The following is a 12,689-nucleotide window of genomic DNA, read 5'->3' as shown; positions in this document are numbered from 1 at the left end:
GGCGCCTGGATGCGCGCGTGGAGCATGAGCGCCTGGCGGAAGGGTTCGCGCGGCGCGAACGGGACGTAGATGGTCTGGTATTCGGCGCCGAGGGTGACGGCGTCGAGCAGGAGGTTCCCCCCGAAGCTGACGGTGGTGTTCCCCGCGGAATGGGTCGCGAGCTGGGTCAGCGAAAGGCGCGGCGACAGCTCCTCGGTCACCGAGCCCACCCCCATCGTCTGGGGAGGACCGTTCTGCGGATCGGAGCGCAGCGCGCTCCCCTGAAGCCGCAGGAAGCGTCCGATGCCTCGCCCCAGGGAGAGCGTGACCCCGGTGCCCCCCGCGTCCGGCGACCGCGAAAGGAGAACGGCCGCGTTCGCCGCCACGCCCCGCACGACTCCCGACGCGGAAAGCTGGTTCACCGTGCCCGTCCCGCCGGAGCCGGGCTGCACGTAGCGGTTCCGCGCGGCCGTGAGCGCGGGCCCCGACCGAGGCCGGAAGGCGATCTCGACGTTCTCGCGCACCGGCTCCGAGGCGTCGGGCCGAGGGACGACGACGCGGCGGAAGCCTGAGCCCGCCAGCGCGTAGGCGGCCCGGGCGGCGAACGGACCGCGCTCGTAACGGGTGCTCGCGGCGAGATACCCCTCCTCCGCTCCCTCGCCCCCCGCCAGCGCCGCGGCGAATTCGGGCCGCGGGTTCCAGTCGGCGCCGAACAGGCTGGTCATCTGTCCCGAATAGAGGCTCCGCGACGTGACGTAAAGCGTGGGCGTGACCCGCCCTTCGAGGAAGAGGAGCCCGACGGGGTCCTGGCCGGTCGCGCCGAATGAATAGGGCGTGGCAAAGCCCGTCGCGGTCGTGCCTCCCATCGCCAGCAGGGAGACCTCGTCATCGTCCACCCGGACTCCGACCCCGCGGCCGAGGAAGGAATGCCCCATGGCGAAGACGTCGGTCGGGAGCGCGAAGGGGATCGTCTGGTCGCCGAGGGTGAGACCCGCGCCATGCCAGCGCGTGCGGAGGAACGCGCCGACCCGGAGGGGGTTCACGCTGCCGATTCCGAGCGAGCCCTCGTAGGCGTCGTCGTGAATGGAGAGCGCGCCTCCCTGCGCCTGCTGCAGGGAGGAGGCTCCGGCCTGAACGGCGATCACCTGCGCGCGCGCCGAGCCGGAGGCAACCGCCAGCACGGCGAGCGCGCCGGCGAGCCGCGCGATTCCTGGCCCGCGCGCCACGACGTCTAGCCCGCGACCTGCGAGGTCTTCTGGAGCGGGACTTCCAGGGTGAAGCCCTGGAATCGCAGCGTCACGCGATCGGGTTCGGACGCGGCGTCCCACGGAATGAGGAGCTGCCGCCGGCCCCCCGGCAGGAGTGGGAAGCTCGGATGCTCCCGGCGCTCCCCCTTGCCGAACGCCTCGACCTGCGTGACGCGTCCCAGCCGCGGGCTCCGGTTTTCGATCTCGAGCAGGATCCATTTCTCCGCCGCGCTGTAGACCGCGCTCGTCACGCGGACGTCCTCGCGCCGGAGGAGCTCCTTCTGCACCAGGTACACCGTGTGCGGCAGCTCCACCAGCACCTCGAGGCCGGAACGCTTGGGCATTCCGGAAAACGTGGCGGTCACCACGAACCATGCGGGGACGGAGTCGGTCCTGGCCTCGAAGAACACCCAGCGCGACTGCCGCGCGGGAATTCGGACGCTCATGGTGGAAAGGCGCAGCCGGATGCGGGGATCGAGCGCGCGGTAGATCGCGTCCCCGGTCTCGGTCACGTCGAAGCTCTTCGGCTCCAGAATGACGGTCAGCGGCACGAGCCCGTCGTTCGCCAGCTCGAACTTCCCCTTCGCGGTCGCGCCGTAGTACTCCACCACGACCGGGCGAAGCGTCTGCGCCCGCGCCGGGATCCCGGTCGCGAGCGACGCCAGGACGGCCAGAAGGGCCGCCACCCGCGCCGGTCGAAGCGGCTCGAGGGCGCCGCGGATCCGTCCGCGCGCCCTCGTCCGCACTGAGTCCCTCCCTGGAACCCGGTTCAAATCGTCGCCTCCCTGGAGCGCGTCAGATCGCGCGCGCCTGGAGTCGCAGCACGCCCGTGTAGGTGCCGGCGGGGAGCGTTTGGCCGGTCAAGTTGATGCGCAGGTCCAAGTTGTCGGTCCGGCTGCTGATCTTGTTCAGACCCGTGATCGCGCTCGAGAAGAGGCTCAGGCTCCCGCCGGCGGGCCCCACCGGGTTCGTCTGCGTGAAGGCGGTGTAGGTGGTCGGATTGCCCGTCGTCATCTGCCCTTCCACCCACGACGTCGGAACGTTGTTGCCGCCGCCGTCGGTAAGCGCCTGGGCGGGCACGTCGAAGTATCCGTAGAGCGTCACCGCGCCGACCTGGCCGGGATTCACGTTCCAGGCCGTCTGGATGACGGTGGGAACGTTGCCGTTCGTGGCGGCATTCTCGGTGAGCGCGAACGTCACCGACGAGCCGCTCGTGACCGTGACGGTGACCGACTGCGGCAGGGTCGCGCTCAGGTTCACGTTGCCGATGTTCGAGATCGCCTGCGCCGAGGCCGTGGACGAAAGGGCCGCCGACACCGCCAGCGCGACGAGACCGCCAAACCATGCCTTCTGGATCCGCATACCTGCTCCTCCGTTGAGGTGGCGGGGGCCCCCCTGTGGATTGCCCCCCGACGACCGCGGCTTGCTGCTGGGATCCTTTCGGCGCCGGAGGTGCTCATCTTGAGCGGGTCTGGAGTTGGTATGTACGCGTGTCTGTATAACGTCTCCCAGGCGTCTCTCCAGGGTCGCAAGATCATGCCGGCTCCTGCCGATCCACGACGACAGGGATCCTCCCGAGATACTTGGCGCGGCCACGGAGTGCTCACGACGTGATCCACCTCACCACCCATCAGCTCTCGGCCTTTCTCGATCGCGAGCTGCCGGAATCGTCGATCCAGCTCGTCCGGAGACATCTCGACGGCTGCGCGGAATGCGCCCTGCGGTTCGAGGCGTTCCGCGAGCAGGAGACGATCCTCGACCGGGTGCTGGTGCACGATCCCGGCGAGGAGTTCTTCAGCGGCCTTGCGGACCGCGTCGTCGGCCCCGGCCGGAAGCCCCGCGTGACGAAATCGGAAGGGGCGCGAGCGCCGATGCCCGAGCGCGTCGCGGCGGCCCCCGCGGCCGTGCCGGCGCCGCACGCGGCCATTCGTCGGAAGGCCTCGCTCTCCGCCAGCCGCCGGCCACGGCAGCAGCCCGCGATACCCTGGTTCGCCGCGGCGATCCTCTGTCTGATCGTCGGTGCGATCGGCTACACGATCCCGAGGCCGTTCCCACGACCGAATCCCGCGCCTGCCGGGGAGCGCCCGGCGCCGCCCGCCGAGCCGGCGCAGCATTCGGTCGTGCTCGAGAGGCAACCCGAACCTTTGCCGAAGCCTGAGACCACGGCACTCGCTCCGGTAACGGCGGCACGCGCTCTGGAGACGCCGACGCGCGTCACCCCGAAACCGAGCGCGGTCCCCGTGCGGCGGTTCCAGACGACGACGTCGGTCGCCCCTTCACCGGTGCACGCGTTGCCTCGGGATTGGCCGGCGGTCGGCGCCCCTGAGGCGCGGACCCAGACCATGCCGAAGCCCGCCGCGATCCCCGACGAGCTCGCCGGCGCGCCGCCCGCGGCCGCTCCGTTGGTGGCCATCGCGCGTCGGTCCTCGCAGGCGGCCGCGGCCGATTCGTCGGCCGCGAATCTCGACGCTGCCGCCAACGCCTGGGACCAGGCGGTCCCCGCCCTGACCGGCGCGGAGCAGGCGATCGCCCGGCGTCACCTCGCCGAGGCGCGGTACCGGGCGTGGCTGGCCGCTCCCGATGCCTATCGGGCCGCCTCCGCCATCGCCTCCCTGCGCTCGTTCATCGTGCTCTCTCCGCCGTCCCCGGACCGAGACCTGGCGAAGGAGGAGCTCAAGCGGATCGGCGGCTGACGGCCGCTCCGATCTCCAGGCGCCAGCGCCTCAGGTTCCGGGAGGGGCTGCCGATCCTTACCGTATGCGCACCGCTCCGAGGTTCCTGGCGCTGCTTCTTCTGGCGGGGACGGTCCTGTCCGGCTACGCCCAGGGCCGCGCGGACGACTCGGTGCGGCTTCCCGCGCCCACCGTCGAGTACGCCTCGCTCGAGACGGTTCGCGACAGCGTGCTGGCGATCGTCCGCCGCCTCGTGCCGCGCGGCGACACGGCGATTCACGTCAGCGTGGGACCCGCGCGGTTCCAGTCCTGGTACGTCGCGGACTCCGTGTCCGGCTACGCAGTGCGGGTCGTCGTGACCGACACGACCTTCTGTCCGGTCGAGGAGGTGGCCCAGGCGCTCACCGCCGCCGGATGGGCGACACACCCCGGCTACTCCACCGACGGCACCGACGGAACCGTGATGGGATTCGAGACGATGAAGTACGTGTGCATTCTCGAGGGACGATGGGACGGCGGGGACGACAGCGACCCCTCCTACGTTCCCGCCCCGGGGTGCGAGATGACGGCCACGTGCGCCCCACGCTTGAAGAAGGACGTGCCCCCCTACTAGTCCTCGGGTAACCTGCCCGCTTCACCGGCGCCATAGTCCATGGCAACCAGTGCAACGAGGATCCCATGATCATCGGATTGGCCTCCCCTCGAGCGGCCGCAACGCTCGAGGACGGCCTGGAGCGAATCGAGCGCCTGACCGCGGATGCCGCCGCCCGCGGCGCGCGCATCGTCTGCTTCCCCGAGGCCTATCTGCCGGGCCTGCACGGGCAGGACTTCGAGGTACTGCCCTGGGATCGCGAGCGCGAGGAACGCGCGCTTCGGACCGTGGGGTGCTGGGCCCGGGCGCATCGCATGGCCGTGATCCTCGGCCTGGAGCACGTGGCGGAGGCCGGCCGCCAGATCGCCGCATTCGTGATCGGAACCGATGGCGGCGTCCAGGGGTGCCAGATCAAGACGCAGCTCGATCCCAGCGAGGACCGCTTCTATGTGCCGGGGTCGGGGCGGCGCCTGTTCGAGGCGGAGGGGATGAAATTCGGCATCGCGATCTGCCACGAGGGGTGGCGCTACCCGGAAACGGTGCGGTGGGCGGCGGCGCGCGGCGCGGCGATCGTGTTCCATCCGCAGCACACCGGCAGCAATACCGAGGGCGTCATCCCCAGAGCCTGGGGTGCCCCGGAAGGGGCGTACTACGAAAAAGCGATGATGATGCGCAGCCTCGAGAATACGATCTACTTCGCGAGCGTGAACTACGCGCTGCGCTATCCCGAGGCGGCGACCAGTCTCATCGACCCCGCGGGACGATGCCAGGCGTTCCTGCCGTACGGCGAAGAAGGCGTCCTCGTCCAGGAGATCGATCGGAACCGGGCGACGGGGTTGCTGGCTTCGCGGTACGCGCCCGACCGGTACGGCGAGACCGGCAGCGACACGGCCCAACGCGCGAGAAAGGAGACGAAATGACCGGCACGACGATTCGTACCCGCCATCCCCAAGGGAAGAGCGGCAAGAACATCGCGAAGGAGAAGTACGACGCGGTCAAGGCGGCGATGCTCTCGGCGCTCCAGGGCCGCGAGCTCACGCATGCGGAATTGATGCGGGCGCTCGAGGGCAAGCTGAAGCGCAACTTCGACGGGAACGTCCATTGGTACGGCGAGACCGTGAAGCTGGATCTCGAGTCGCGGAAGCTCGTGCAGCGGACGGCGACGAGACCGCAGAAGTACCGCCTGCGCTGAGAGGCGGCTCAGCCCGTCCGGTACACGTCCGTGTTCAGGTACTTCAAGCCCGAGTCGACCGCCAGCGTCACGACCCTCCGCCCGGGGCCCAGCCTCCCGGCGACCTGAATCGCCGCGAGCACGTTCGCTCCGGAGGAGGTCCCCGCGAAGAGCGCCTCCTCGCGGGCGAGACGCCGCGTCATCTCCTTGGCATCCGGAGTGGCGATCGGGACGATCTCGTCCACGAGCGAAGGATCCCAGAGCGGCGGCGTGTAGCCGATTCCGATCCCCTCGATCTTGTGCGCGCCCGGCGGGCCCCCGCCGAGAACCGCCGACTCCGCGGGCTCGACCGCCACGATCCGCACCGCGGCGTTGTGCCGCTTCAGGATGGTCGCGACGCCGCGCAGGGACGCCGCCGTCCCGACCGCGTGGACGAACGCATCGATCCGGCCGTTCGTCTGCAGCCAGATCTCCTCGCCGAGGGCGTGGTAGCCGGTGAGGCTGTCCTCGTTCTGCAGCTGGTCGGTCGCATGGCTGTTCGGCCGCTCGGCCAGGCGCCGCGCCGTCTCGACCATGTCCAGGATGAGCTTCTTCGTCGTGAGCCCGCCCTCGCTCGGAACCAGCGTGAGGTCGGCCCCGTACGCCGCCATCTGATCGCGCTTTTCCCGCGCGAAGGCGTCGGAGCTCACGATGTGGATGCGATAGCCCTTCGCCGCGCAGACCAGGGCCAGCGAAGCCCCGGTGCTGCCACCCGTGTACTCGACCACCGTATCGCCGGGATGGAGCCGGCCCTTCCGCTCGGCGCCCTCGATGACGGCGCGCGCCATCCGGTCCTTCATGCTGCCGGTCGGGTTCTCCCACTCGAGCTTGACGAACACGTCCGCGGCGCCCGGAGGCACGACGCGCTGCAGGCGAACGATGGAGGTGTTGCCGATCGCCTCGAGGATCTTCATGCCGGCGGGCGCGGAGGATCCTCGGCGACGCGCCCGCGCCAGGCCTCCGCGGTGATCGCGTAGACCACCCGCTCCTGACGCTTCCCGTCGATCCGGGTCCCCGCGTAGACGCCGCCGATCTTCTCGACCGCCCTCCGCGACCGCCAGTTGTCCTCGCCGATGAGGAAGACGACGCGATCGACGAAGCGGAAGGCATGGTTCAGCATCAGCCGCTTCATCTCGCCGTTGTAGCGGCCGCCCCAGAAGGGGCGCCCGAGGAACGTATAGCCGATCTCGATCTCGCTGGCGGCCGGATCGTAGGCGTGATAGCGGGATGCCCCGATGACCGCACCGCTCTTGCGATCGACCGCGATCAGCGCTCCGCCGGACTTCAGGGCGCCGTCGAAATAGACCCGGAAGCGCTCCTCGCGATAGCGGTCCGGTTCGGGGTGCTGCTCCCAGATGAGCGGGTCGGAGGCGACCGCGTAGAGCGCGTCGAAGTCCTCCGGACGGAGAGGACGAAGCTCCAGCAGTTCCCCGGACAGCGTGGGCTGCAGCTCGAAGGTCAAGGCTTCCTCATGGGCCATGGGTCTGGGGGCGTGCGTCGAAAGGGAACTTATCAGATCGGGGTGACCGACAAGGTGTATCGTTGCTCGGTCGTGGGCTCGAAGTAGAGCCGCTGCGCGGGGCCGGGCGTGCGCGCCGCCGTCAACGCGCCGAGGAGGCTGGATGTCCGTGGAATTCGACGTCCGTGTGAAGATGGCCGTGTACGGCCTCTTCGCGGAGACGGGCCGGCGTCCGGCTCCCGAAGAAGTCGCTTCCCGGGCGGGCCTCGACAGCGCCCAGGTGCTCGCCGCGTACAAGGACCTGCGCGCGCAGCGCCTGCTCCTGCTCGAGCCGGATGGGCGGACGATCCGCATGGCTCCCCCGTTCTCCGGAGTGCCGACGCAACATCGGGTCGAGGTGGACGGCATCGAATATTTCGCCAATTGCGCCTGGGATGCCCTGGGCATTCCCGCGGCGCTCCGGATGCCGGGGCGCGTCCGGTCCCGGTGCGAGGAATCGGGGGCGCCGCTCGTGCTCGAGGTCGGCAGGCAGGGACCGGAGGCGTCGGCGTGGCTTTTCCATTGTCTCGTGCCCGCGGCCCGGTGGTGGGACGACCTCGTCTTCACCTGAGCGAACATGCTCTTCTTCCGGTCGGAAGAACGGGTTCGAGCATGGTGTGCGGCGCGGGGCGCGCCGGTGCGGCCGCTCGTGACCATGGACCAGCTCTGGAGAATGGCCGTGACCTGGTATTCGACGCGGCTGGAGGGCGAGTCGCGCCGGCCCAGGGTGGATGAAATGCGCGCCGTGTTCGCGGGGATCGGCCTCGAAGGCGACTTCTGGGATCCGACGGCCGATTCGTTCGGCTAGGTCAGGTCAGGAACGTTTGGGGCCCTTGGGCTGCCAAGGACGCAAGTTCGCCGATCCAACGCCCCCGGGGTGCGCCTATACTCCCGGCCCATGAAACCGATGAGGTTGGTATTCGCCGCGCTCTTCGCGCTCTCGATCCCGCTCGCCGCGCGCGCCCACGAGGATCACCTCCACGAGGCGCCGAATCCCGAGACGCTCGGGACCGTGCACTTTCCGATCTCCGTCGCGCCCGACCAGCAGCACGAGTTCGACCGCGCCGTCGCCCTGCTCCACTCGTTCGAGTACGAGCAGGCGGAACGCGGGTTTCGCGCCATGACCGCGCGGGATTCGAGCTGCGCCATGGCGTACTGGGGAATCGCCATGTGCAACTACCACCCGATCTGGGGTCCCACCACGCAGGCCGATTTCGACCGGGGTCTCGCCGCCGCCGCGACCGCGACGACCCTCGGGGGCAAGACCGACCGCGAGCAGAGCTACATCGCCGCCATCGCGGTCTACTACAAGGATGCCGATCGCCTCGATGCTCCCACGCGGCGGATTGCCTATGAGAAAGCGATGGAGCAGCTCCATGCGCGGTTCCCCGACGATATCGAAGGAACGATCTTCTACGCCCTCTCGATCCTGGGCAACGCTTCGACGACCGACAAGACGTACGCGGTGCAGCGAAGGGCCGCCGATCTCCTGAACTCCATCCTCACGAAGGCTCCCAACCACCCCGGCGTGGCGCACTACCTGATCCACAGCCTGGACTACCCGGGTCTTGCGAGCCTGGCCCTTCCCGCGGCCCGCGCCTACGCGAAGATCGCGCCGTCCGCGCCGCACGCGCAGCACATGCCGTCGCACATCTTCACGCGACTCGGCCTCTGGGACGAATCGATCCAGTCCAACCTCGCGGCGCAGCGAGCGGCACGCGCCCTGATGGCCAAGACGCATCCGGGGTCGACCTACTTCGAAGAGCTCCACGAGATGGACTACCTGACCTACGCCTATCTCCAGCTCGGCAGGGATGCCGAGGCCAGGAAGATCGTCGGCGCGATGCGCGCGGTGTCCCACCTCAATCAGCAGACGCCGCAGGCGGCCTACGCGTTCGCCGCCGTTCCCGCGCGCTACGCCCTGGAGCGGCACCTGTGGAAGGACGCGGCCCGGCTTACGGTTCAGCCGGCGTGGTTCTCCTGGGACAAGTATCCCTGGGCCGAGGCGCTGACCCAAACCGCGCGAGGGATCGGCGCGGCCCGCTCGGGAAACCTGCGCATCGCGCGCCAGGCGCTCGCCCGGCTCGATTCGCTCCATCAAGCGCTCGCCGGCGTGAAGGACGGATACAACTGGGCGGACCAGGTGGAGGTCGAGCGGCGCGAGGTGTCGGGCTGGATGGCGCGCGCGGAGAAGAAGGACGACGAGGCATTGCAGGGGCTGCGCTCGGCCGCGGACCTCGAGGACTCGATCGACAAGAACCCGGTCACGCCCGGCGCGCTGCTGCCGGCCCGCGAGCAGCTAGGCGATCTCCTCCTGGAGCTGGGAAGGCCGGGGGAAGCGGTCGCAGCCTATGAAGAGGTTCTGAAGTCCTCACCCGGCAGGCGGAACAGCCTGCGCGGCTTGGAGCAGGCAAGACGGAGCGTCTCCGCCTCGGGCTCCGTTTCGTCGCCTTAGTTCCGTCGCCGTGGAGAGAGAGAAAGCCATGACCGCTTCGCCTTTAGCCAAGGCCCTGCCCGAGATCTTCCGCGAGATCGCTCACGGCTCTCCGGATTCCAGCGCGCGCACATACGTGCTCAACCAGGGCGACCCGGGCCTCCTCGCATCGCTCGAACGGCTCTCCGCCGCTGCCGCTTCGGCGAGGCACGGCGGTGGACCGTCGATCGCCTCCCACGTGGACCATCTTCGCTACGGCCTGTCGCTGCTCAACCGATGGGCGGACGGCCTCTCCCCGCCGTGGCCCGAAATGGACTGGACCGCCAGCTGGCGGAAGACCGTCGTGTCGGATGCCGAATGGAGAACGCTCAGGGATGATCTCCGCCGCGAGGCGACCCGATGGGCGGAGGCCCTCAGCACGCCGCGCGACCTGAGCGAGGTCGAGGCCGGGTGGATGGCCGGCAGCGTCGTGCACCTCGCCTACCACATGGGCGCGATCCGGCAGATCGACCGCGCGACTCGAGGTCCCTCGGCGGAGGACGAAGCGCTCCATCGGGGCTAGAGGCGCATTCGGCCGGCTCCGCTCGAGAGCGAAGCGGTGGCGCCGCCCGTGCGAGCGCGGCGCCCTGAGCTCAGTGTCCTCGGTTGCCCTTGTTGCCGCCCTTGTCGTTCCCCCTCTTACCCTTGTCCTTCTGGTTGCCCTGGTCTCCGGGGTTGGCAGAGCGATCCGTCTCCCTGCCCCGATTCATTTCCTCGCCGCGACCCATGTCATGGCCGCGGTTTTCGTCCTGGGCGCGATTCACGTCACGCCCGCGTTCGCGATGACCCCAGGACTGCTCCCAGTTCTGGTCGTAGTCCCGTTCGCGCCACTCGCCGTAATCGCCCCGCCAGTTTCTGCGGTAGTCAGCCGGAATGATGAAGATCTGCCTCGGCACCGCACGCCCGCGAATGTAGTACCAGGGTCCGCGGTAGCTGGTCGCGCGCCACCAGCGGCCTCGGTCGTAGGCGTAGTAGAAGCGCCCGTAGCGGTAGACATCCACATCGTAGTTCTGGACGTAGTAGACGTTCGTCCGCGGGATGACGACCAGGCGGGGCCGATTCGTGAAGCGGAGCTCCGAGCCCTGATACCGATCTCCGATGCGTATCGAGATCCCGACGTCCGCCGCCCTGGCGGCGGGCGGGACGCCGGTCGCGAGGAGGGGCATCAGAAGCGCGGCCATGATCAGCATTCGTCTCCTATCCATAGACTTCACCCTTTCCCTGGGCGAGGAAGCACACTGCCACCTCGCGCAACCTTCCACGGTACACCGGACGGACGACGGCTGCCAGGAACAGGGTTGGGTGGAGTCCGAGGTGGTATCGTTGAGGCTCTGACTTCATCCCAAGCTGCGGCCAAGCGTGAGCCGGAGGAGCGATGGAACGGAAGCATGCGAGTGACTATCCGCAGGGGCTGCTGGATCTCTTCGACAAGTACGTCCACGGCGGGATCGATCGCCGCGGCTTCCTGATCGGCGCCGCCAGGTTCGCGGTGGGGGGCGTGACCGCGGCGATGCTGCTCGACGAGCTGTCGCCGAAGTTCGCCGAGGGGCAGCAGGTGACCCCCGACGACAAGCGCCTGGTCACGCAGACGCTCGAGTACGACTCGCCCCGGGGCAACGGAACGATGAAGGGCTACCTGGCGCGTCCCGCGAGCGCGAAGGACAAGAAGCTGCCCGGAATCCTCGTCTTTCACGAAAACCGCGGCTTGAACCCGCATATCGAGGACATCACCCGGCGGCTCGCGCTGGAGAACTTCATGGCGTTCGCGCCGGACGCGCTGACGCCGCTCGGCGGCTATCCGGGGGACGAGGACAAGGCGCGAGAGCTGTTCGCGAAGCTCGACCAGGCCAAGGCGCGCGAGGACTTCGTGGCCGCGGCGAACGTGCTGCGCGGGCGCCCCGACTGCACCGGGAAGATCGGTGCGGTCGGCTTCTGCTACGGTGGCGGCATCGTGAACTACCTCGCGACGCGCATGCCGGAGCTGAAGGCGGGCGTTCCCTTCTACGGCACCCAACCGCCGGCCGCCGACGTGCCGAAGATCCAGGCTCCGCTGCTCCTCCACTACGCGGAGACCGACGAGCGCGTCAACGCGGGCTGGCCCGCATACGAGGCGGCGCTCAAGGAGAACAAGAAGAAGTACGAAGTCTTCTTCTACCCGGGCACGCAGCATGGCTTCAACAACGACACCACGCCGCGCTACGACGCCGAGGCGGCGAAGGTGGCCTGGTCGCGGACGATCGAGTTCTTCAAGAAGCACCTGGCGTGAAGAAGACCATGAACGGGGTCCGTGCTGCGAACCGAACCGCATTCCTGCTGGGTTGCGCTCTTCTTCTGGGCATGGCCGCTTCCGCCCGGGCTCAACCCCCGGGCGACCCGGCCCGTACATCCGCCCCCCGCGCCAGGACGGGCGTTCATTACGTCTACCTGGTACGGCATGGCGTCTACGACCCGGACCCCAGCGTCACCAACGACAGCCTGGGGAATGGCCTGAACGCCCTGGGCCACGAGCAGGCCAAGCTCATCGGCGCGCGCCTCGCCGCCCTTCCCGTACGATTCCATCGGTTGGTGAGCAGTGGATTGTTGCGGGCGGTCCAGACGGCGGACGATATGGCCGTGCCCATGCACATGAAGCCGACCCGCGACGCGGCGCTCAACGAGTGCACGCCCACCAGCACCGACGCTCGCGTCATGGCGGGCGAGAAGCCCGAGGACGTCGCCCTTTGCGATTCCATGCGCGTCGTCCAGTGGCAGCGCTACTTCGCTCCCACGCCCGATCAGGATACCCATGACGTGCTGGTCTGCCACGGCAACATCATTCGGTGGACGTTTCTGCGCGCCCTCGGCGTCGACCCGAAAGCCTGGGCCAACCTCCACATCGGGCACGCCTCGCTCACCATCATCGCCATCCGGCCGGACGGATCCGTTCGCCCCACGATGTACAGCGACGTGGGGCACCTGCCGGAATCGAAGCAAACGCCGAAGTAGAGAACGGAGCTAACCCTCGAGCACTTCGCGGAG

General features: G+C 69.0%; 16 protein-coding genes. 10 read left to right on the top strand and 6 right to left on the bottom strand.

The window, feature by feature from the left end; genetic code table 11:
* The 3 genes from VE326_08600 to VE326_08590 form a co-directional block, all read right to left on the bottom strand.
* Nucleotides 1-1,205, bottom strand: a 1,205-nt coding sequence (locus VE326_08600; protein ID HYJ33266.1) for a hypothetical protein, incomplete at its 3' end; no start/stop codon positions are given.
* 5 nt (nucleotides 1,206-1,210) lie between these two features.
* Complete coding sequence (locus tag VE326_08595; GenBank protein HYJ33265.1) at nucleotides 1,211-1,972, bottom strand: hypothetical protein; 762 nt, start codon at nucleotides 1,970-1,972, stop codon at nucleotides 1,211-1,213.
* Between the two features lie 49 nt (nucleotides 1,973-2,021).
* Nucleotides 2,022-2,588 (bottom strand): hypothetical protein, encoded by a 567-nt coding sequence (locus VE326_08590; GenBank protein HYJ33264.1) that lies wholly within the window; start codon nucleotides 2,586-2,588, stop codon nucleotides 2,022-2,024.
* Nucleotides 2,589-2,836: 248 nt separating this feature from the next.
* Here VE326_08590 and VE326_08585 point away from each other — a divergent pair, with 248 nt between their 5' ends.
* The 4 genes from VE326_08585 to VE326_08570 all read left to right on the top strand — a co-directional run bounded on the left by VE326_08585 (nucleotide 2,837) and on the right by VE326_08570 (nucleotide 5,682).
* Complete coding sequence (locus VE326_08585) at nucleotides 2,837-3,919, top strand: zf-HC2 domain-containing protein (GenBank protein ID HYJ33263.1); 1,083 nt, start codon at nucleotides 2,837-2,839, stop codon at nucleotides 3,917-3,919.
* A gap of 64 nt (nucleotides 3,920-3,983) precedes the next feature.
* Complete coding sequence (locus VE326_08580; GenBank protein HYJ33262.1) at nucleotides 3,984-4,511, top strand: hypothetical protein; 528 nt, start codon at nucleotides 3,984-3,986, stop codon at nucleotides 4,509-4,511.
* Nucleotides 4,512-4,576: 65 nt separating this feature from the next.
* Complete coding sequence (locus VE326_08575) at nucleotides 4,577-5,410, top strand: carbon-nitrogen hydrolase family protein (protein HYJ33261.1); 834 nt, start codon at nucleotides 4,577-4,579, stop codon at nucleotides 5,408-5,410.
* Nucleotides 5,407-5,682: a hypothetical protein gene (locus tag VE326_08570; GenBank protein ID HYJ33260.1), complete on the top strand. Its 276-nt coding sequence runs from the start codon at nucleotides 5,407-5,409 to the stop codon at nucleotides 5,680-5,682. Before VE326_08575 ends, VE326_08570 begins: the two co-directional genes overlap by 4 nt.
* 8 nt (nucleotides 5,683-5,690) lie before the next feature.
* Here the strand turns inward: VE326_08570 and VE326_08565 are convergent, their stop codons facing one another.
* Entirely contained in the window at nucleotides 5,691-6,614 is a 924-nt protein-coding gene (locus tag VE326_08565) for a cysteine synthase family protein (protein ID HYJ33259.1), read from the bottom strand.
* The gene (locus VE326_08560) at nucleotides 6,611-7,162 is read right to left on the bottom strand and encodes a GNAT family N-acetyltransferase (protein ID HYJ33258.1); all 552 of its coding nucleotides are present in this window, start codon (nucleotides 7,160-7,162) and stop codon (nucleotides 6,611-6,613) included. Before VE326_08560 ends, VE326_08565 begins: the two co-directional genes overlap by 4 nt.
* A gap of 166 nt (nucleotides 7,163-7,328) precedes the next feature.
* On the opposite strand from VE326_08560, the gene merB reads away from it, so the two are divergent.
* The 4 genes from merB to VE326_08540 all read left to right on the top strand — a co-directional run bounded on the left by merB (nucleotide 7,329) and on the right by VE326_08540 (nucleotide 10,194).
* Complete coding sequence (merB, locus tag VE326_08555) at nucleotides 7,329-7,769, top strand: organomercurial lyase (protein ID HYJ33257.1); 441 nt, start codon at nucleotides 7,329-7,331, stop codon at nucleotides 7,767-7,769.
* Between the two features lie 66 nt (nucleotides 7,770-7,835).
* Nucleotides 7,836-8,006 (top strand): hypothetical protein, encoded by a 171-nt coding sequence (locus tag VE326_08550; protein ID HYJ33256.1) that lies wholly within the window; start codon nucleotides 7,836-7,838, stop codon nucleotides 8,004-8,006.
* A 90-nt stretch (nucleotides 8,007-8,096) separates the two neighbouring features.
* On the top strand, nucleotides 8,097-9,653 hold the full coding sequence (locus VE326_08545; protein ID HYJ33255.1) for a hypothetical protein: 1,557 nt from the start codon (nucleotides 8,097-8,099) through the stop codon (nucleotides 9,651-9,653).
* A 28-nt stretch (nucleotides 9,654-9,681) separates the two neighbouring features.
* Entirely contained in the window at nucleotides 9,682-10,194 is a 513-nt protein-coding gene (locus VE326_08540) for a hypothetical protein (protein HYJ33254.1), read from the top strand.
* A 70-nt stretch (nucleotides 10,195-10,264) separates the two neighbouring features.
* On the opposite strand, the gene VE326_08535 is transcribed toward VE326_08540, so the two are convergent.
* On the bottom strand, nucleotides 10,265-10,852 hold the full coding sequence (locus VE326_08535; GenBank protein HYJ33253.1) for a hypothetical protein: 588 nt from the start codon (nucleotides 10,850-10,852) through the stop codon (nucleotides 10,265-10,267).
* Nucleotides 10,853-11,046: 194 nt separating this feature from the next.
* On the opposite strand from VE326_08535, the gene VE326_08530 reads away from it, so the two are divergent.
* Together VE326_08530 and VE326_08525 are read left to right on the top strand one after the other, a co-directional pair.
* Nucleotides 11,047-11,937 (top strand): dienelactone hydrolase family protein, encoded by an 891-nt coding sequence (locus tag VE326_08530; GenBank protein HYJ33252.1) that lies wholly within the window; start codon nucleotides 11,047-11,049, stop codon nucleotides 11,935-11,937.
* Nucleotides 11,938-12,008: 71 nt separating this feature from the next.
* Entirely contained in the window at nucleotides 12,009-12,656 is a 648-nt protein-coding gene (locus VE326_08525; GenBank protein ID HYJ33251.1) for a histidine phosphatase family protein, read from the top strand.
* The last annotated feature ends 33 nt before the right edge of the window (nucleotides 12,657-12,689 follow it).

The organism is Candidatus Binatia bacterium, from assembly GCA_035631035.1.
In the GTDB taxonomy this organism is placed as follows: Bacteria; Eisenbacteria; RBG-16-71-46; order SZUA-252; family SZUA-252; genus DASQJL01.
Note: the sequence above shows the minus strand (reverse complement) of the source record. Positions and strands in the feature narration are given on the sequence as shown.

Excerpts from the sequence above, each read along its gene's own strand:
- VE326_08525 (HYJ33251.1), top strand. The coding sequence starts at position 12,009 with ATGGCCGCTTCCGCCCGGGCTCAACCCCCGGGCGACCCGGCCCGTACA.
- VE326_08590 (HYJ33264.1), bottom strand. The coding sequence starts at position 2,588 with ATGCGGATCCAGAAGGCATGGTTTGGCGGTCTCGTCGCGCTGGCGGTG.
- VE326_08580 (HYJ33262.1), top strand. The coding sequence starts at position 3,984 with ATGCGCACCGCTCCGAGGTTCCTGGCGCTGCTTCTTCTGGCGGGGACG.
- VE326_08535 (HYJ33253.1), bottom strand. The coding sequence starts at position 10,852 with ATGGCCGCGCTTCTGATGCCCCTCCTCGCGACCGGCGTCCCGCCCGCC.
- VE326_08540 (HYJ33254.1), top strand. The coding sequence starts at position 9,682 with ATGACCGCTTCGCCTTTAGCCAAGGCCCTGCCCGAGATCTTCCGCGAG.
- VE326_08575 (HYJ33261.1), top strand. The coding sequence starts at position 4,577 with ATGATCATCGGATTGGCCTCCCCTCGAGCGGCCGCAACGCTCGAGGAC.
- VE326_08545 (HYJ33255.1), top strand. The coding sequence starts at position 8,097 with ATGAAACCGATGAGGTTGGTATTCGCCGCGCTCTTCGCGCTCTCGATC.
- VE326_08570 (HYJ33260.1), top strand. The coding sequence starts at position 5,407 with ATGACCGGCACGACGATTCGTACCCGCCATCCCCAAGGGAAGAGCGGC.
- VE326_08565 (HYJ33259.1), bottom strand. The coding sequence starts at position 6,614 with ATGAAGATCCTCGAGGCGATCGGCAACACCTCCATCGTTCGCCTGCAG.
- VE326_08530 (HYJ33252.1), top strand. The coding sequence starts at position 11,047 with ATGGAACGGAAGCATGCGAGTGACTATCCGCAGGGGCTGCTGGATCTC.